This window comes from Xanthomonas cissicola (genome assembly GCF_008801575.1).
GTDB lineage: Bacteria > Pseudomonadota > Gammaproteobacteria > Xanthomonadales > Xanthomonadaceae > Xanthomonas > Xanthomonas cissicola.
Map to the genome: position 1 here is coordinate 1 of NZ_VZPL01000059.1, position 16,716 is coordinate 16,716.

Consider the following 16,716-nt stretch of genomic DNA (forward strand, 5'->3'; position numbering starts at 1 on the left):
ACTGTTCCGTCGCTTGAAAGGCTACCGCCGGATTTTCTCGCGCTTCGAGAAGCTGGATGTCATGTTCCTTGGATTCCTCAGCTTCGTCCTAGTCGTTGATGGGCTTCGGATGTGTTAACAGGCCCTAGTTCTCCGATTCGCTTGGCCTCACCGAAGTCCTGGCTGGGACGACGAAGGCATTGCCGCAGAAGTTGAGGGTCGGCAGGGCGTCAAGACGACGCTGATTTGCGAATCCATCAGTTCGTATACAGGCAACTGTTCTTGCCCCTATAACACAGCGCGTAATTGAAGCAGCTGTGGCGGTAGGAGCGCATATAGCCGTGGCGGCGGTTACGCGCCACTTTGCTATCCGAAAGACGTAATGGCCGACATGGCTGCTCAATACCGCGCCAGATAGCAGTTCAGTGTGTGACCATGCTGAGAGTAGGCACGGATTCGTGTTAATGCCCTTTGCTGACAGCGGGTTAGCTCACTTTTGGCTGTTTTCTTACACATATCCCTGCCAATCTTCTTCTCAATCGACTGCGCGGCTTTGGGCAGCTGACATACGCAGTCAGTCGTCGTCGGGCGAACCCATCCTCATCGCACAGGAGCCACGTCGTCTGCTGCCGATCGATGCCGGGCGACTGCTGCGCCCGGCTGGTGGTCAACGCAGGCGACTGTTTCCGTTCCCGTCGGCCGGTCGCTGCACGCAGCCGCCGACGCAACCGCGCTGCGGCCACGTCGGCGCACTGCTCAGCTGGTCACGTCCACGCGCGCGTCGCTGCGGTCGGCATCTGGCAGCACATGGTCCGGGTCCAAGGTGACGTGCAGCACTTTCTGGGTGGTCGGTAAGGTCAGCGTGGGCGTGGCGGTCTGTAGCCAGGTTTCCACCGGCACGCGCCGGCCCAGGTGGCTGCCATCGGCCAGGTCCGCACGCAGGGTCGCCGGCATCACCAGCTTCTGCCGGCTGCGCAATGTGACTTGCACCCCCTTGGCCGGGTCGTGGTCGACGTAATGCGCGTCGGCGATGCCCATGTCCAGCTGCCAATTGTTGAGATACCAGCCGCGCCACCACCAGGACAGGTCCTCACCGCTTTCGCTTTCCATCAACCGGAAAAAGTCCGACGGCGTGGGATGCTTGTAGGCCCAGGTGGCGATGTATTTGCGAAACGCAGGATCGAAACGCGCCGGACCCAGGATCTGCTCGCGCAACAGCACCAGGCCCAGTGCGCCCTTGAAGTAGGTCAGCGGATGGCGATAGGTCTCGCTGGTGGAATCGGCATTGTCCATCAACGTCGGCGCACGGGTGTCGGCCAGCAGCGGCAGGATTTCGTCGACCGGGTTGCCGCCTTTGGGCGCGTATTCCGAATCGCGCTTGGGCGCGTATTCGCCCTGGTTGAACGCATCCGATGCATACACGTCGATGAAGGTATTGAAACCTTCATCCATGAACGCATGCCGGCGCTCGTTGGAGCCGACGATCATCGGGAACCAGGTGTGGCCGATTTCGTGCGCGGTGATCCAGAACAGGTCCTTGCCGCCGTCTTCGAAACCATCGAAGACGATGCCTGGGTATTCCATGCCGGCGCCATAGCCACCCAGGTTGATCGCTGCCGGCCACGGGTACGGATACCACTGCGAAAAATGCTCGATGGCGCCTTTGACGTATTCGGTAGAGCGGTTCCACTTGTCTGCGCCCACACCTTCCAGCGGGTAGACCGACATCGCAAGCGCGTGCTTGCCGCCCGGCAAATTGATGCGCGCCGCATCCCAGACGAACGCCGGCGATGCGGCAAATGCGACGTCGCGGGTGTGGTCCATGTGGAAGCGCCAGGTTTGCGTGCCCTTGCCCGCCGGCTTGGCCGCATGTGCGGTTACCTCGGCAGGCGTGCGGATCAGCACGGTGCGGTCGCTGCTGCGTGCTTGCTCCAGGCGTTGCTGCTCGGTGCGACTGAGCACGTCCTGCGGATTGGTCAGCGCACCGGAGCCGGCGACCAGAAAGCCCTCCGGCACGGTCACTGCATAGTCGAAATTGCCGTACTCCAGGTAGAACTCCGATCCCAGATACGGTTGCGTGTCCCAGCCACGCAGGTCGTCGTATACCGCCATGCGCGGGTACCACTGCGCAATCTCGTAGATTTCGCCTTGCTTGCTGGCACTTACCGCCGTGCGCCCGCCCCAGGTGCCGGGAATCGTGTAGCGGTACCGGATGTGTACGGTGAGCGCCTTGCCCTGCCCGGCCAACGGCTGCGGCAGATCCACCCGCATGCGGGTGTCGTCGACGATGAAGTGCGCTGACTGGCGGCGCCCGCCTTGATCGATCTCGACACTGGCGATCTGCATGCCATCGGTGAACTCTTTGCGCTTGAGCGGCCGGCTGGCGGCAGCGCGCGCATCGACGCGGTAAATGTTCTGGTCCAGTTGCAGCCACAACACGTCCAGCGTGTCGGGGCTGTGGTTGGTATAGGTGATGGCGGCCTCGCCGCTGAGCGTATGCGTCGCCGGTTCGATGCTGGCGCTGAGATCGTAATCGGCGCGGTTCTGCCAGAACGCCGGGCCGGGCACACCGCTGCCGCTGCGGTAGGCGTTCGGGGCGTCGGGCAATTGCAGGGGTGCGAACAAGGCCAGCGGATCGAACACGCTTGCCGGAGCAGGCGGGGCGGCTGTGGCGGCGCTGGCTGGCGCGGCAGCGGCAAGCGCCGGCGCGGTGACGCAGGCCAGCGACAATGCAACGGTGAGTGATCGGCGCACGGTGGGGGTCATGCGAAATCCTGCGGCGGAAGGGGATTCCCATCCTACGGCGCACTTTGCCGTGCGCGGGAATGCCATTGGTCCCGGTTGCGGCTGCCTGAGGTCTCGGACATGCCGCCGACGGATGCTCTGCTCTGCTGGAGCGCCAGCCACGCATCACACGCGCAGATCGTCTCCGCGCCGGTCCGCCAACCCCTGGCATAGCCCGGTGCGATGGACCGCTTGGCCAGGCCGACCTACTCCGCCACTCAGGCCCCCAACCGCAATGCCCCGTCACCGCTGTGGCCCATGGCATCGTCCGGATTGCTCAGGCGGCAGCGACGCAGCGACAGGCAGCCGCAGCCGATACAGTCGGTGAGCTGGTCGCGCAAGGCCTGCAGTTCGTTGATGCGCGCGTCCAGCTGGCCCCGCCAGCGCGCCGACATGCGCGCCCACTCCGCACGCGTCGGCGTGCGTTGATCCGGCAACACGGAGAAGGCATCGAGCACCTGCTGCAACGGCACGCCCAGTCGCTGCGCCACGCGAATCACCGCGATCCGCCGTAGCACATCGCGCGCATAACGGCGCTGGTTGCCGGCAGTGCGCAGGCTGCTGATCAAGCCTTTGCGCTCGTAGAAGTGCAGCGCCGACACCGCCACACCACTGCGCTTGGCGACCTCGCCCACGGACAACTCACGTTGCATTGCCTTGACCTCAACTTAGGTTGAGGCAGGATGCTGCGCGACCATCACCGGTGCAAGTACCGGTCGCGCCTCTACACACGTTTGGTTCCTGGATGTTCGATGCCCACCGAGAGACCGATCACTGCCGCAGCGCTGCCCATCGAGGCACAGCCCACCTCCATCCTGGCCGCGCCTTACCGCGCGGCGACGCTGGGCATGGTGGCGCTAGTGTCGCTCAATGCGTTCGAGTCGCTGGCGGTTGCCGCCGCCATGCCGACGGTGGCGCGCGAGTTGAACGGGCTGCCGCTGTATGCGTTGGCGTTCGGCGGCGCGCTGGCCACCAGCGTGAGTGGGATGACGGCGGCCGGGCGCTGGAGCGACCGTCGCGGTCCTGGCGGTGCGTTGGCTGCCGGCCTGTTGTGCTTTGTGGTCGGCCTGCTGGTCGCCGGCCTGGCACCGAGCATGCCGATGTTGATCGTCGGGCGCCTGCTGCAGGGCCTGGGGGCCGGCGCCTATTCGGTGGCCTTGTACGTCATCGTCGGGCGGCTGTACCCCGAGGTCTTGCGCCCGCGCGTGTTCGCCGCGTTTTCGGGCGGCTGGGTGGTGCCATCGTTGATCGGGCCGGGCATCAGCGGATTGATCGTGCAGCACCTGGGCTGGCGCTGGGTATTTTTGTCGGTGCCACTGTTGGCGATTCCGGCTGGATTACTGCTGTGGCCAGCGCTGCGCGGGCAGACCTGGACACGCGACAGTTCCGACGCGCCAACCGCTTCGATGGGCTGGGCTATCGGAGCGGCGGTGGGCGTGCTTGGCGTGTATCTGGGCGGCCAACTGCACGGCATGCTGGCACCGGGCGCCATGCTGCCGGCCTTGTTGCTCGCGGCGTATTGCGCCTGGCGCCTGCTACCGGCTGGCACGTTGCGGCTTGCGCGCGGGTTGCCCAGCGTGATCGCGCTGCGTGGCATCGCTGCGGCCGCCTTCTTCGGCTTTGAAGCCTTTTTGCCGCTACTGCTGTCGCGCGAACGCGGACTTTCGCCGCTGCTGGCCGGCGTGGCACTGAGCGTGGGTGCGTTGGGCTGGTTCGGTGGCTCGTGGTACCAGGGCCACAGCCGCGCCGGTTGGTCGCGCCCTCGCCTGCTCAGGAGCGGCGCGCTGTCAATGACACTGGGCATTGCGATCAGCTCAGGTGCAGTGTGGCCGGCGATTCCTGTGACGTTGGCAATTGCCGGCTGGGCGCTGACCGGCCTGGGCATGGGCCTGCTGTATCCCAGCCTGTCGGTGGTACTGCTGTCGCTGTCGCCACCGGCGCAGCAAGGCGCCAACAGCTCTGCCTTGCAACTAAGCGAAGCCATCGCGGTGGCGGCCACCTTGGCGTTAGCGGGCGCATTGTTCGCTGCGCTGCTGACATCGGCCACGCGCGCCGCCTACCTGAGCGTGTTCGTGTTGGCGTGGTTGCTGGCGGTGACGAGCCTTTTTGTGGCGCGGCGGGTGTGACTTCGTCCGCGTGAACGCGGGCATCAACGTGACACCGCACCGCGATTGCCGAGGCAACATGGCTGGTCGATGGCAGCACGCGAATGACATGCATGGCCTAGCGGGTCGGAACGACCGACGTGATCTCCAGGTTCACCGCATGTCGGGCATCGCTCGATGCCGGCCTGACCATCGCAACGACGCCAGCGCCGACCACTTTGCCGATCCTGCCGGGATCGCAGTGATCGCGAAGGACGAAAGCCTCTCGCAACCGGCTGGTCATTTTTTCGCCACCCATCTTGACAGCGTTGCAGGCCAGGGCCTGCGCACACTTGTCCACAGCCTTGTGCAACGTCCATCCACAGGGGGTGTGGAAAAGATGCGTCGCCTTGCATGCGCCCGAGGCCTTGCGCCCCGCTGGCGCATGTGTCAGGCGCGACAAGCGGGGCCAGCGCAGTGGCGTTGCCGCTGCCGACAACGCGCTGGCCAGTCCCAAACCCGCTTCTAGGTGTGACGCAAAAGAAGCTCGGATCACACGCATGACACCGCCACCTCGCGGTGGCGATGTACCTTCGGCCGGGTGTCAATCCGTGATGACGTGCGGCACGAAGCGCGAGGTGTCGCGGGTGATCGGGCCATCGTCGTCGCGCATGCCCAGTCCGGCAGGACGGTCCGCGACAACCCAGCTTCCTACCAGCGCATGGCGCCCGTCGAACACCGGCAGCGGGTGATGCGCCTGCAGAATTGCGGGGCATCCACGTACGGACCATCGGTGTGCGCGGTCTCGCCTTGCGCCGTGACTAGCGCGATGTTGGCCCCCTCGCGCGCGAGCAACGGCTTGCGCACCCAGCCTGCGCTCGGCGCCTCGCCGGCCTGCGCGAAACGGGCGGGCAGCAGATTCGGGTGGCCCTGATGGCGGTCCCACAGCAGCGGCAGGATGCCCTTGTTGCTCAACACCGATTTCCATGCCGGTTCGATCAGGCGCACCCGGTCGGCGATCAATGCCGGCCCGAAGCGTTCTTCCATCATGAATTCCAGCGGATACAGCTTGAACAGCGTATGGATCACCCGATCCTGTTCGTCGGTGAACCAGCCTTCGGCACTCAGGCCGATGTCTTCGATGGCCACTTCCTCGGTGCTGATGCCCACCTGATGCGCACAGTCGCGCAAATAGCGCACGGTGGCGCGGTCCTCCAGCGAATCGCGCACCGCCGCAAAATGCATCTGCGCGCCGATCGCGCCATCCACGGCCAGCGCGCCCAGGGTTTCGCACAGCAGGTCCTGGATCAGGTTGTACTGATCGGCCCCCTTGGGCAGCGCGCCGCTGGCGATCTGTTGTTCCAGCCACAACCACTGGAAGTAGGCCGATTCGTAGAGCGATGTCGGGGTGCCGTAATTGAGTTCGTACAACTTGGCCGGGCCATCGCCCGAATACGCCAGATCCATGCGGCCATACAGATGCGGGTCGCGCGCTTTCCAGGAGTTGGCGATCCAGTCCCAGTAGAACGGCGGGATGGCCAACCGGGTCATCAGCGCTTCCGAGCCCACCACCTCGTCCACCAGTTGCATCGCCATGTCGTGCAACTCTTGCGTGGGCGCTTCGATGTCGTCTTCGATCTGACGCAACGAAAACGCGTAGTAGGCGCTTTCGTCCCAATACGGCTCGCCGTCGATGGTGTGGAAGTGGAAGCCCAGCGATTCGGCCTGCGTGCGCCAATCCGCGCGTTCGGGGATCAGGATGCGTTGCATGTCAGCCGCCGAAGCCCGAGCTGCGGCCGCCGCTGCCGAACGAACTGCGCGCGGCCGCGCTGGAACCGAAGCCCGAACGCGACACGGTGATGGCGCGCGTGGGCATGTCGATGGCGCCGCTGCGCCCACGGACCGTGCCAATGCGGTTGCTGGCCAGATCGCCATTGGGCTTGTAGTAACCGCCGCTACGGTAATCGCGGTACAGCGGAATCGAGCCGCCATAGCGATAACCGCCGCCGCTCATATTGCCCAGGGCGTAGCCCAGCAGGAACCCGCCCATCGGCGGGATCCAGCTCTGCTGCCCTTGCGGATTGGTGATCGCCGTGCAGCTGCCGAATTGCGCATCGCACTCGTAGCGCGTGGTGAAGCGCGGCGCGGCCTGCTGATGCTTGGCCACCGCCTCGTCGTAGGCCTTGAGGCATTGCTGGATATCGGACTGTTCCTGCTTGATCTGGTAACAGTCCGAGGCCGACTGCAGCACCACACCGGTCTCCGGCTCCGAGCCGCAGCCGGTGACGAAGGCGGCCGGCAGCGCGGCCATCAAGGTGAGTTTGAGATTGCGTGATCGCTTCATGCCTGCGCTCCGTTACGGCGTGATCGCGGCGGCGTTGATCAGCCCCACCGCGATCGACACGCCGGCCGAAAAGATACCTGCGGCGGTGATGTTGTCGGTGATCTGCCGCGAGATGCGCCCGGCCACCAGATTGGCCAGCAGGTAGGCCACCACCTGGATTCCGCAGGCCACCAAGCCCCAGATCAGGGCGTCGATCAGGCTCACCGAATGGGTGATGGCCGAATGCAGCGGCAGCGCCACGCCGATCAGGTTGCCGGCCAGCGCAGTCGCCGCCGCCACATTGCCCTGCCGCAGCAAGGTGAAATCCTTGTGCGGGGTGACCAGGGTCACCAGCACCACCGAGACGATCAACACCCCCAGGCCGGTACCGAAATAGGAAAGAAACGCGAGAAAACTCTGCAGATTGATCGGGTTCATGACAGAACCAAGGTGGGTGGAAGACGCGCGCGTGCGCTCAGGTGATATCCAGATCGGCGACGGTGACATCGATACCGACCGCATAGGTGACGCAGAATTCGTTGGGGCCGGAATCTTCGCCGGTCACCAGCAGGAATTCTTCGCGCTGCAACTCCGGCACATCGCGGCTGTAGAGCATGGCGTAATGGGTCAGATCGCCATCGCGGCGCGGCGGCTGGTAGCGGTACAACACTTCGTCGTAGGCGATCGGCGGAATCCGTGACGCGTCATCGGTGGATTGCGTTGCGCGCTGCCAGTGTTTGTCGGCGTACTCGATCTGCGCAGCACCCAGATGCGGGTGCTGCATGACGAACTCCTGAAACGCCTGCTTGCTGGGCGGGTTCACCGTCTCGCAATACACGAAGGCCTTCATCGCTTCCAGACCCCCCCCCACGGTGGTGACCTGCAGGAACGCATCGTCGTCCAGATAGAACCGATGCAACGCATAGCCATCGCCCAGATTGACATGACCGTAGCAGGGAATGCCCTGATGCCCGCCCGGCAACTCGGCGGTCATGGCCTCGGGCGCCATGCGGTACAGGGTGGTGTCGATCTCCACCTGGCCACCGACACGCAGCCCCAGCGGCAGCGTGTGACCGATCGCGCCACTCCCGGACGTGGGCAGCGGCGGCGGTTGCGGTTGACCGAACAACTTGCTGAAAAAACTCATCGTCAGACACCTTGTGGCGATGGGGGAAGAGAAGCCGCCTCGCAGCGCAGGGCCTGCCAGGCGATGGCGTGCGCCGGCACGCGCTGCTCGGCCAGGTAATACAGCATGGCACCTGCGGCGACGGCGGTACGTGCTGGCGGGTTCAAGCGCAACGCGCCGTCGGGCGCGCGCAGGCCCAGCAGCAATGCGCCACGCTGGCCGAAATCGGCCGCAAGCCGGCTGTAATCCAGTGGTTGCACACTCGCAGGCACTGCAAGACTGAACTGGGTGGGGCCATCGTCTACCGACAGCAGCTCGGCGGTGATCGCCGCACTGCCCGGATCCTGCGCCGCACGTGCCAGGATCTCGGCGGTCATCGGACGCGTGCACTCGATGGCTGGGTAATGGCAGTTGACCAATCGCGCCGCGCTGGCCGAATCGAAGTGCGCCACGATATGCGCGGCCGGCGCATGCGCCATCAACGCGAACACCGCCGCCAGGGTCTGGTCATCGGAGGGCGGGTTGACGATCACCCGCGCCGCGCCGGCAATGCCGGCCCGCAGGTACACCTCGGTATGCGTGTACGACTCGGCGACGATGAAGCGCATGTGGTCGGGCATCGGATTTTCCGCCACGCCCTCGGCAATCAGCACCACGCCTTCGTCATCGGTGGCGGTGTCGGACAGCAGCAATTCCAGCAGGCGCGTGGAGGCTGCGCCCTGCCAGCCGATCAGAATGGTGTGCCCGCGCAGATCGGCATAGGCCATCTTGCCCATGTGGTGGCGCCTCCAGAAAGTGATGAGCACCCCGCTGGTCTTGGCCAGCACCGTGGCGAACAACGCCACCGCGCCCGGCATCAACACGAACGCGGCGATATAGCGCCCGGCCACCGAGCCCGGCGACAGGTCGCCGTAGCCGATGGTGGTGGCAGTGGTCATGTAGTAGTACGGAAACGCGTCCAGGCCGACGAGCTTCTGCTCGCCGGCCCACAGCAGCAGCAACCAGCTCAGCCCCATGTGCGCCAGCAGTGCCAGCGCCACCGTGCCCCAGCTGACGCGGCGCACGTGGCGCCGCAGGACCCGCAACAGCCGTCCAACGATGATCATGGCGCATCCTGTGCCGTGCGATGGATCAGCTGTCGCTGCGCGGAACCTGCTGCACGTCGCGCACCTGGCCAATCAGTGGCGCGGTGCCGCCGGTGTTCTCATGGCCGAGCTGCGCAGCCGGCTTTTTGAAGCGCGCCAGCACCGCAGCGGCGTTGGATTCGCCTTCCATCAGGCCAGCCGCCGCCAGGCGCCGATTGAGATCGCCATCGCCGGTGGACGCTTCGAGTTCTTCGGCCGATTCGATGCGCGCCGAGGTTTCGGCCTGACGCGCCTTGATACGCTCCAGCGATTCCAGCGCCGAGCCCATCTTGCTGCTGGCACCGGAATGGCGCGCGGCAATGGCGGCCTGCGCCTTCTGCACCGCATCGGTGGCCTTGACCGTATCGATCTGCTGACGCATGCCGCGCAGCTGGTTCTCGGTCTTCTGGATGGTGGCCTTGAGCGTCACCACCGACTGGTCCAGCGCGGTCTTGGAAGCCTTGTCGCCGGCGTCTTCGCTTTCCAGCGCGGCCAGCTTGACCGCCACATCGTGCGCCAGCGCTTCATCGTTCTTGGCCAGCGCACCTTCGATATAGCGCGTGTATTCGGCCATCTTGCCGGCGCGCGCATCGATCTTCTGCTGGGCCAGCTTGCTCTGCGCCATCAACTTGGTAAGCTCTTCGCGCGAGCGCGTGAGCTGGGCGCCAGCATCGCGCATTTCCTGGTCCAGGATGCGCAGCGCATTGGCGTCGACGGCCTTCTGGCCGGTTTCGTGCGCGGTACCACGCAGCAGCGTGATCAGCTTGGAAAAGATACTCATGACAACACGCCTTTAGGAAAAGAACGGCTTGAGAGATTCGGCGGCATCCAACGTATTGGCCGCCAGGGTCTGGATTTCTTCGTCGATCTGGTCGAGCGTCGAGGAGGCCGACAGTTCGCCAAACACGACATAACGGTCCTTGCCGTCGACCTGGACCAGTCCCAGGTTGGACAAGGGGTTGAGCGGATTCAGGCGCAGGCAGGCGTCGTTGAAGGCGGCGCGGTCGTTGACGTGCTCGGCATGGGCCAGCAGCGTGGACACGAAAACCTGCGAGCCGGAAGCGGCAACCTGGATCTGCATGTCGCCGTGGTCGGCCAGGGTGAGATTGATGGCCGGCTCCATGCCGTCGATCAGTTCGACATGGATTGGCTGGCCACGGTAGCGCTCGGCCAGCAGGCCGTGCAATTCGACGGTGGTGTACTGCGTCATACGATGTCCTGTCCTTTGGTCATGCCGTGGTGGTGGTGCAGCGAATCTCCTGCAGCGACCGGACATACTACAGACTGCCCGTGACCGGCAGAAAGGGCCGAAAGTCAGCTGGTCAGGCGCGCGGCAGGCGAGCAAACCGCCCGTTCAGCTGGCGTGTCGCCCCATGCCGGGCGGCTGCCTCACGGATACAGCATCCGCTTGCTCCAATGGCTGGCCGCGTCGGCATCGTAGCGCCAGCGCTCGTGCAGACGGAACTTGGCGCCGTACCAGAACTCGAACGCCTGCGGCACCACCCGGAACCCGCCCCAGCCATCCGGGCGCGGCACCTCGCGCCCTGCGAACGTGGCTTCGACCTTGGCAATGGCCGCATCGAACTCTTCGCGCGAGCCCAGCGCCTGCGACTGCCGCGAGGCCCACGCGCCGATCTGGCTCATGCGCGGGCGCGAGGCGAAGTACGCATCGGATTCGTCCGCGCTCACCAGCTGCACGCCGCCTTCGATGCGCACCTGGATGCCGGCTTCGCGCAGGCTGCGCCACAGGAACAGCAGCGCCGCCTGCGGGTGGGTCTGCAGGTCGCGGCCCTTTGCGCTGTCCAGATGGGTGTAGAACACGAACCCGCGCGCGTCGAAGGCCTTGAGCAACACGGTGCGCGCGCTCGGCCGGCCATCCACGTTGGCGGTGGCCACGGTCATCGCGCTGGCTTCCAGTTCGGCGCTGTTCTGCGCCTCGGCATACAGCGCCGCGAAGGTGGCAAGGGCTTCTGCGTACAGATTGGTCATGACGGTGCGTGGCAGCCAGATGGACGCCTATTGTGGGCGCATCGCCCGCGCTTCGCCTATGCAGCGCGATCGAATCGCCGGATCGGCACGCGGTTGGCGTGGTTGAGGACAGCCATTGCGCCGTGCCATCGGCCCGGCCCGATGGCGTGAATGCTACGATCCCTGCGCATGAACCCCGCACCCAATCTCGTGATGGTCGGCCCGATGGGCGCCGGAAAAAGCTGCATCGGCCGTCGCCTGGCCGAGCGCTTCGGGCTGGAATTCGTCGATGTGGACCAGGCCATCGTCGAACAGGTGGGCAGCAGCATCCCGGCCATCTTCGAGCAGCATGGCGAAGCCAGGTTTCGGCAGCACGAGGCGGAAACCCTGCAGGCGCTGCTGGAACAGGACAACAAACTGGTTTCCACCGGTGGCGGCGCAGTGCTGGATCCGCGCAACCGCGAGCGCATCTGCGCGCGTGGGTTCGTGGTGTACCTGCATGTCAGTGTGCCGGCGCAATTGACACGCCTGGCGCGCGACCGCAATCGCCCGCTGCTGCAACGCGCCGACCGCGAGCAGGTGCTGCATGCGATGGCCGCGCACCGCACGCCGCTGTACCACCAGGTCGCAGATCTCAGCCTGGAAACCGATCATCTTTCCCCCGCCGAAGCCACCGCGCAGCTGGTGCTGCGCCTGGCCGCGCAATGGCGCATGTCGAGTAACCCCGCATGACACTTTCCCGTTCTTCGCGCAGCGTCGATGTCGACGGTGCGCAGCCTTACACCATCACCATCGCCCCGGGCCTGCTGGCCGACGGTGCGCGCCTGGCCAGCCATGTGCGCGGCCGCCACGCGCTGCTGCTCAGCGACTCGCAGGTGGCTCCGCATTACGCGGCCGGCGTACGCGCGGCCTTGTTGCGCGCGCGGCCGGATCTGCAGGTCGGCGAATTGGTCATTGCCGCCGGCGAAGCCTCCAAAACCTTGGAGACCTTTGGTTCTGCGATCACCGCACTGGCCGAACTCGGTGCCACCCGCGACGCCTGCGTGTTCGCGCTGGGCGGCGGCGTGGTCGGCGACCTGGCCGGCTTTGCGGCGGCGTGCTGGATGCGCGGCGTGGATTGCGTGCAACTGCCCACCAGCCTGCTGGCAATGGTGGATTCGTCGGTCGGCGGCAAGACCGCGGTGGACATCCCGCAGGGCAAGAACCTGGTCGGCGCCTTCCATCCGCCGCGCGCGGTAATCGCCGACACCGACACCTTGCGCACCCTGCCCGCACGCGAACTGCGCGCCGGCCTGGCCGAGGTGATCAAGTACGGCGCCATCCGCGACCCGCTGTTCTTCCAGTGGCTGCATGCCGAACGCCGCGCCCTGCTCGATGGCGATGCAGCGGCGCTGGCGCAGGCCATCGCCCGCAGCTGCGAGCACAAGGCCGAGATCGTGGCGCGCGACCCGCTGGAAAAAGGCGAGCGCGCCCTGCTCAACCTGGGCCACACCTTCGGCCACGCCATCGAAACCGAGCAAGGCTACGGCGCACCCGGCAACGACAACCTCAACCATGGCGAGGCCGTCGCGGTGGGCATGGTGCTGGCGGCGCGCCTGTCGGCCGCGCTGGGTATGAGCGACGTGCAGGACACAGAGACGCTACGCGCCTTGCTGCACGACTTCGACCTGCCCACCGAGATCCCGCCCGGCCTGACCCCTCAGGCCCTGCTCGCGCGCATGCGCCTGGACAAGAAGAACATCGCCGGCCGCCTGCGCCTGGTGTTGTGGCGCGGCATCGGCAAGGCCGAGGTGGTGCCGGCTGTGGAAGAGGCAGCGGTGCTGGAGATCCTGGCCGGATAAGGCCAGCCGACCGATAAGGCACGGCACGCTGGACGCCCGCACCCAGCTGCCGTCGATCGCCACGACGCTCACTATTTGTGGGAGCGCCCCCGGGCGCGATGGCCTTCCCGATCAATCCCTATCGCGCCCAGGTGCGCTCCTACCACTGCCTGCCTGCCATCGTCTGCACCGGCGGTCGGAACCTCGCTCGGGAGCGCACCGGCAAGCGTGGACGCCCAACGACGCTCCCTTCGCAACCAGAACACCCGGACGCGCCACTGCTCTCAGCCTTCAGCAGCGCCCGGCTACAATCAGCCGCATGCGCATCCTTCTACAACACGATCCCGGCGGTAACGCGCCGCTCCGCTACGTCCAGCTGACCCTGCAACCGGATCTGTTCGGTGGCTGGGAATTGCTGCGCGAAACCGGCGAGATCGGCGGACGCACGCAACTGCGACGCGATCAGTACCTGCAACAGGATGAAGCGGACCGCGCCTTCGACAAGGCGCGCGACACCCAACTCAAACGCGGTTTCCAACTCATCACCGGCGGCGCCGACGACGCGCCGCGCTGAGGACACACTTCCCCATGCTCAAGAACGATCGCCTGCTGCGCGCGCTCAACCGTCAGCCCGTGGACCGCACCCCTGTGTGGTTGATGCGCCAGGCCGGCCGCTATTTGCCGGAGTACCGCGCCACGCGGGCGCGCGCCGGCAGTTTCCTGGGCATGGCCAAGAATCCGGACATCGCCTGCGAAGTGACCCTGCAGCCGCTGCAGCGCTTCCCGCTGGATGCGGCAATCCTGTTCTCCGACATCCTCACCATTCCCGATGCGATGGGCCTGGAGCTGTATTTTGTCGAAGGCGAAGGTCCCAAGTTCCGCCACCCGGTGCGCGATGCCGCTGCAATCCACCGTCTGGGCGTGCCGGACATGGAAACCGAGCTGCGCTACGTGATGGATGCGGTGCGGGTGATCCGCCGCGAACTGGATGGTTCGGTGCCCTTGATCGGCTTCTCCGGCAGCCCGTGGACGCTAGCCTGTTATATGATCGAAGGCGGCGGCAGCAAGGAATACGCACGCATCAAGGCGATGGCCTTCAACGCGCCTGAGCTGCTGCATCACCTGCTCGGCACCGTCACCGACGCGGTGATCGCCTACCTGGCCGCCCAACGCGCTGCAGGCGCGCAGGCGCTGCAGGTGTTCGACACCTGGGGCGGCGTGCTCTCGCCGGCGATGTACCGCGAATTCTCGCTGCCCTACCTCACTCGCATCGCGCGCGAGCTGGAACGCGGCGACGGCGCCGAGCGTACCCCGCTAGTGTTGTTCGGCAAGGGCAACGGCGCCTATGTGGCCGATCTGGCCGCCAGCGGCGCCGAAGCGGTAGGCGTGGACTGGACCATCTCGCTGGCCGACGCCGCCCAGCGCGCCGGTGGCCGCGTCGCGCTGCAGGGCAACCTGGACCCGGCCACCCTGTACGGCTCGCCCGAAGCGATCCGCGCCGAAGTCGGCAAGACCCTGGACAGCTACGCCCAGGGCAACGGCGGCTCACGCGAAGGACACGTCTTCAACCTCGGCCACGGCATGTCGCCGGATATGAATCCCGAGCACGTGGGTGTGCTGGTGGAGGCGGTGCAGAGCTTGAGCAGGCGCTAGGCGCGCCATCGCGCGGGCCGGGTTACACGGGCCCAGCCAATGCCCGTGCCCATGCGCACCTTGGCACCGCTGGGTCACCTATTGCGCAACTGAATCGGCCCGCTGGATCTGCATGTTCGCTCCGCCTGCCGGCATATCGGTGGCGGACGCGTCGTGCCATGGAAACGCATCGCGCGATTCACACCTGCACCCAAGGCCACCGGTGCGATAACCCGATGTGGCTGCGCGTGTACCGTCGGCGTTACGCCTGCATCACGGCGCAGGCTGCCGGGGCAGGCATGCCTGGGGGTCGCACACAGCGTTCCGCGCCGTGCACAGCAGGGAAGCGATAATGCAGCGTTACTGCGGCCAAGCACCCATGTCTCAACCCGTCCCCACCCTGCGCGCCTACAACACCATCAAGCCGCTGCTGTGGCTGGTATCGCTGGCCATCTTCATGCAGATGCTGGATGCGACCATCGTCAACACGGCATTGCCGTCGATGGCGCGCAGCCTGCACGAAAGCCCTCTGCAGATGCAGTCCGTGGTCTTCAGCTATGCTTTGGCGGTGGCGATGTTCATCCCCGCCTCGGGCTGGATTGCCGACCGCTTCGGCACGCGGCGCACCTTCCTGGTGGCGATCATCGTGTTCACGCTGGGCTCGCTGCTGTGCGCGGCCGCGCAACAGCTGCCACAACTGGTGGCCGCGCGCGTGGTGCAGGGCATCGGTGGGGCGATGCTGCTGCCGGTGGGCCGGCTGGCAGTGCTCAAGACCGTGGCGCGCGCCGACTTCCTGCGCGCGATGAGTTTCATCGCGATTCCCGCATTGATCGGCCCACTCGTCGGCCCCACGCTGGGCGGCTGGCTGGTGGAAGTCGCCTCGTGGCATTGGGTGTTCCTGATCAACCTGCCGATTGGCGTGATCGGTTTCATCGCTGCGCTGAAGATCATGCCCGACCACTACGGCGATGCGCGCCAGCGCTTCGATCTGATCGGCTATCTGATGCTGGCGTTCGGCATGGTGGCGTTGTCGTTGGCGTTGGACGGCATCTCCGAACTCGGCCTGCGCCACGCCTTCGTCATGCTGCTGGCAATCGGCGGGCTGGCCGCGTTGGCCGGTTACTGGCTGCATGCGGCCAGCACGCCGGCGGCGTTGTTTCCGCTGGCCTTGTTCAAGGTAGCCAGCTACCGCATCGGCATTCTGGGCAACTTGTTCGCACGCGTGGGCAGCGGCTCGATGCCGTTCTTGATTCCGTTGCTGTTGCAGGTGGGCCTGGGCATGAGCCCGATGAATGCCGGGCTGATGATGGTGCCGGTGGCGCTGGCCGGCATGGCGGCCAAACGTGCTGCGGTGAAGCTGGTCGGTCGCTTCGGCTATCGCCGCGTATTGATGCTCAATACCGTGCTGGTGGGCCTGGCGATGGCGAGCTTCGCGCTGGTCGATGTCGGCCAGCCGCTATGGCTGCGGCTGGTGCAGCTGGCCTGCTTCGGCGCGGTGAACTCGCTGCAGTTCACCGTCATGAACACCGTGACCTTGCGCGACCTGGATCGTGAGCAGGCCAGCCCCGGCAACAGCCTCCTGTCGATGGTGATGATGCTGGCCACCGGTTTCGGCGCTGCGGCAGCGGGCAGTCTGCTGGCTGCATTCAATACGCATCTGGGCGATACGCATGGCGCTACCGCCGCCTTGCATGCCACCTTCCTGTGCGTGGGCGGCATCACCTTGTCGTCGACGTTGATCTTCTGGCAGCTGGCCGAGACGCGGCCACATCCCAGGCAGGTGGAAGAAGTCGCCGAATGACGCGGCCGCTGCGCCATCGACCAGCACCGCGCGCCAGCGCAGCGCCGTGTGCGATTTCAACTGCGGTGCACGGCT

16 protein-coding genes and 2 pseudogenes are annotated in these 16,716 nt (G+C 65.8%); 7 read left to right on the top strand and 11 right to left on the bottom strand.

Annotated features, from left to right (window positions below):
• Positions 1-118: pseudogene (locus F7R02_RS19155) on the top strand (IS5-like element ISCARN85 family transposase); the annotation flags it as partial.
• 617 nt (positions 119-735) lie between these two features.
• Here the strand turns inward: F7R02_RS19155 and F7R02_RS19165 are convergent.
• Both F7R02_RS19165 and soxR read right to left on the bottom strand, forming a co-directional pair.
• Entirely contained in the window at positions 736-2,745 is a 2,010-nt protein-coding gene (locus tag F7R02_RS19165) for a M1 family metallopeptidase (protein ID WP_139370845.1), read from the bottom strand.
• A 236-nt stretch (positions 2,746-2,981) separates the two neighbouring features.
• Positions 2,982-3,416, bottom strand: coding sequence for a redox-sensitive transcriptional activator SoxR (gene soxR / locus F7R02_RS19170; RefSeq protein ID WP_033480106.1), 435 nt, complete (start codon positions 3,414-3,416; stop codon positions 2,982-2,984).
• A 99-nt stretch (positions 3,417-3,515) separates the two neighbouring features.
• Between soxR and F7R02_RS19175 the strand changes: the two genes are divergently transcribed.
• Complete coding sequence (locus F7R02_RS19175) at positions 3,516-4,889, top strand: MFS transporter (protein ID WP_078588734.1); 1,374 nt, start codon at positions 3,516-3,518, stop codon at positions 4,887-4,889.
• Between the two features lie 97 nt (positions 4,890-4,986).
• On the opposite strand, the gene F7R02_RS26990 is transcribed toward F7R02_RS19175, so the two are convergent.
• The 9 genes and pseudogenes from F7R02_RS26990 to pdxH all read right to left on the bottom strand — a co-directional run bounded on the left by F7R02_RS26990 (position 4,987) and on the right by pdxH (position 11,409).
• On the bottom strand, positions 4,987-5,409 hold the full coding sequence (locus F7R02_RS26990; protein WP_228737129.1) for a hypothetical protein: 423 nt from the start codon (positions 5,407-5,409) through the stop codon (positions 4,987-4,989).
• A gap of 42 nt (positions 5,410-5,451) precedes the next feature.
• A pseudogene (locus tag F7R02_RS19185) lies at positions 5,452-6,617 on the bottom strand (glutathionylspermidine synthase family protein).
• A gap of 1 nt (position 6,618) precedes the next feature.
• Complete coding sequence (locus F7R02_RS19190; protein WP_003489539.1) at positions 6,619-7,191, bottom strand: DUF1190 domain-containing protein; 573 nt, start codon at positions 7,189-7,191, stop codon at positions 6,619-6,621.
• A gap of 12 nt (positions 7,192-7,203) precedes the next feature.
• Positions 7,204-7,608, bottom strand: coding sequence for a DUF350 domain-containing protein (locus tag F7R02_RS19195; RefSeq protein ID WP_003489536.1), 405 nt, complete (start codon positions 7,606-7,608; stop codon positions 7,204-7,206).
• A 37-nt stretch (positions 7,609-7,645) separates the two neighbouring features.
• A complete protein-coding gene (locus F7R02_RS19200) occupies positions 7,646-8,323 on the bottom strand; it encodes a YjfK family protein (RefSeq protein ID WP_172397181.1) in 678 nt (225 codons plus the stop codon).
• Complete coding sequence (locus F7R02_RS19205; RefSeq protein ID WP_005928178.1) at positions 8,320-9,402, bottom strand: potassium channel family protein; 1,083 nt, start codon at positions 9,400-9,402, stop codon at positions 8,320-8,322. The genes F7R02_RS19200 and F7R02_RS19205 overlap by 4 nt, the downstream gene beginning before the upstream one ends.
• A gap of 25 nt (positions 9,403-9,427) precedes the next feature.
• Positions 9,428-10,201 (bottom strand): PspA/IM30 family protein, encoded by a 774-nt coding sequence (locus F7R02_RS19210; protein WP_003489528.1) that lies wholly within the window; start codon positions 10,199-10,201, stop codon positions 9,428-9,430.
• 12 nt (positions 10,202-10,213) lie between these two features.
• Positions 10,214-10,630 carry a YjfI family protein gene (locus tag F7R02_RS19215; protein WP_003489526.1) on the bottom strand — a complete coding sequence of 139 codons (417 nt, stop codon included), beginning with the start codon at positions 10,628-10,630 and terminating at the stop codon, positions 10,214-10,216.
• A 179-nt stretch (positions 10,631-10,809) separates the two neighbouring features.
• The gene (gene pdxH, locus F7R02_RS19220; protein ID WP_078588730.1) at positions 10,810-11,409 is read right to left on the bottom strand and encodes a pyridoxamine 5'-phosphate oxidase; all 600 of its coding nucleotides are present in this window, start codon (positions 11,407-11,409) and stop codon (positions 10,810-10,812) included.
• A 168-nt stretch (positions 11,410-11,577) separates the two neighbouring features.
• Between pdxH and F7R02_RS19225 the strand changes: the two genes are divergently transcribed.
• The 5 genes from F7R02_RS19225 (at position 11,578) to mdtD (ending at position 16,641) form a co-directional block, all read left to right on the top strand.
• The gene (locus F7R02_RS19225) at positions 11,578-12,120 is read left to right on the top strand and encodes a shikimate kinase (protein ID WP_078588728.1); all 543 of its coding nucleotides are present in this window, start codon (positions 11,578-11,580) and stop codon (positions 12,118-12,120) included.
• Positions 12,117-13,229 (top strand): 3-dehydroquinate synthase, encoded by a 1,113-nt coding sequence (gene aroB / locus F7R02_RS19230; protein WP_033484300.1) that lies wholly within the window; start codon positions 12,117-12,119, stop codon positions 13,227-13,229. The genes F7R02_RS19225 and aroB overlap by 4 nt, the downstream gene beginning before the upstream one ends.
• A gap of 298 nt (positions 13,230-13,527) precedes the next feature.
• Positions 13,528-13,782, top strand: coding sequence for a WGR domain-containing protein (locus F7R02_RS19235; RefSeq protein WP_005928169.1), 255 nt, complete (start codon positions 13,528-13,530; stop codon positions 13,780-13,782).
• Positions 13,783-13,796: 14 nt separating this feature from the next.
• The gene (gene hemE, locus F7R02_RS19240) at positions 13,797-14,861 is read left to right on the top strand and encodes a uroporphyrinogen decarboxylase (RefSeq protein ID WP_078588726.1); all 1,065 of its coding nucleotides are present in this window, start codon (positions 13,797-13,799) and stop codon (positions 14,859-14,861) included.
• 358 nt (positions 14,862-15,219) lie between these two features.
• Positions 15,220-16,641, top strand: coding sequence for a multidrug transporter subunit MdtD (gene mdtD / locus F7R02_RS19245; protein ID WP_078588737.1), 1,422 nt, complete (start codon positions 15,220-15,222; stop codon positions 16,639-16,641).
• Positions 16,642-16,716: the final 75 nt, after the last annotated feature.

Bases quoted from the DNA above. Each gene is read 5' to 3' on its own strand.
- F7R02_RS19165 (WP_139370845.1), bottom strand. From the start codon at position 2,745: ATGACCCCCACCGTGCGCCGATCACTCACCGTTGCATTGTCGCTGGCC.
- soxR (WP_033480106.1), bottom strand. From the start codon at position 3,416: ATGCAACGTGAGTTGTCCGTGGGCGAGGTCGCCAAGCGCAGTGGTGTG.
- F7R02_RS19175 (WP_078588734.1), top strand. From the start codon at position 3,516: ATGCCCACCGAGAGACCGATCACTGCCGCAGCGCTGCCCATCGAGGCA.
- F7R02_RS26990 (WP_228737129.1), bottom strand. From the start codon at position 5,409: ATGCGTGTGATCCGAGCTTCTTTTGCGTCACACCTAGAAGCGGGTTTG.
- F7R02_RS19190 (WP_003489539.1), bottom strand. From the start codon at position 7,191: ATGAAGCGATCACGCAATCTCAAACTCACCTTGATGGCCGCGCTGCCG.
- F7R02_RS19195 (WP_003489536.1), bottom strand. From the start codon at position 7,608: ATGAACCCGATCAATCTGCAGAGTTTTCTCGCGTTTCTTTCCTATTTC.
- F7R02_RS19205 (WP_005928178.1), bottom strand. From the start codon at position 9,402: ATGATCATCGTTGGACGGCTGTTGCGGGTCCTGCGGCGCCACGTGCGC.
- F7R02_RS19210 (WP_003489528.1), bottom strand. From the start codon at position 10,201: ATGAGTATCTTTTCCAAGCTGATCACGCTGCTGCGTGGTACCGCGCAC.
- F7R02_RS19215 (WP_003489526.1), bottom strand. From the start codon at position 10,630: ATGACGCAGTACACCACCGTCGAATTGCACGGCCTGCTGGCCGAGCGC.
- pdxH (WP_078588730.1), bottom strand. From the start codon at position 11,409: ATGACCAATCTGTACGCAGAAGCCCTTGCCACCTTCGCGGCGCTGTAT.
- F7R02_RS19225 (WP_078588728.1), top strand. From the start codon at position 11,578: ATGAACCCCGCACCCAATCTCGTGATGGTCGGCCCGATGGGCGCCGGA.
- aroB (WP_033484300.1), top strand. From the start codon at position 12,117: ATGACACTTTCCCGTTCTTCGCGCAGCGTCGATGTCGACGGTGCGCAG.
- F7R02_RS19235 (WP_005928169.1), top strand. From the start codon at position 13,528: ATGCGCATCCTTCTACAACACGATCCCGGCGGTAACGCGCCGCTCCGC.
- hemE (WP_078588726.1), top strand. From the start codon at position 13,797: ATGCTCAAGAACGATCGCCTGCTGCGCGCGCTCAACCGTCAGCCCGTG.
- mdtD (WP_078588737.1), top strand. From the start codon at position 15,220: ATGTCTCAACCCGTCCCCACCCTGCGCGCCTACAACACCATCAAGCCG.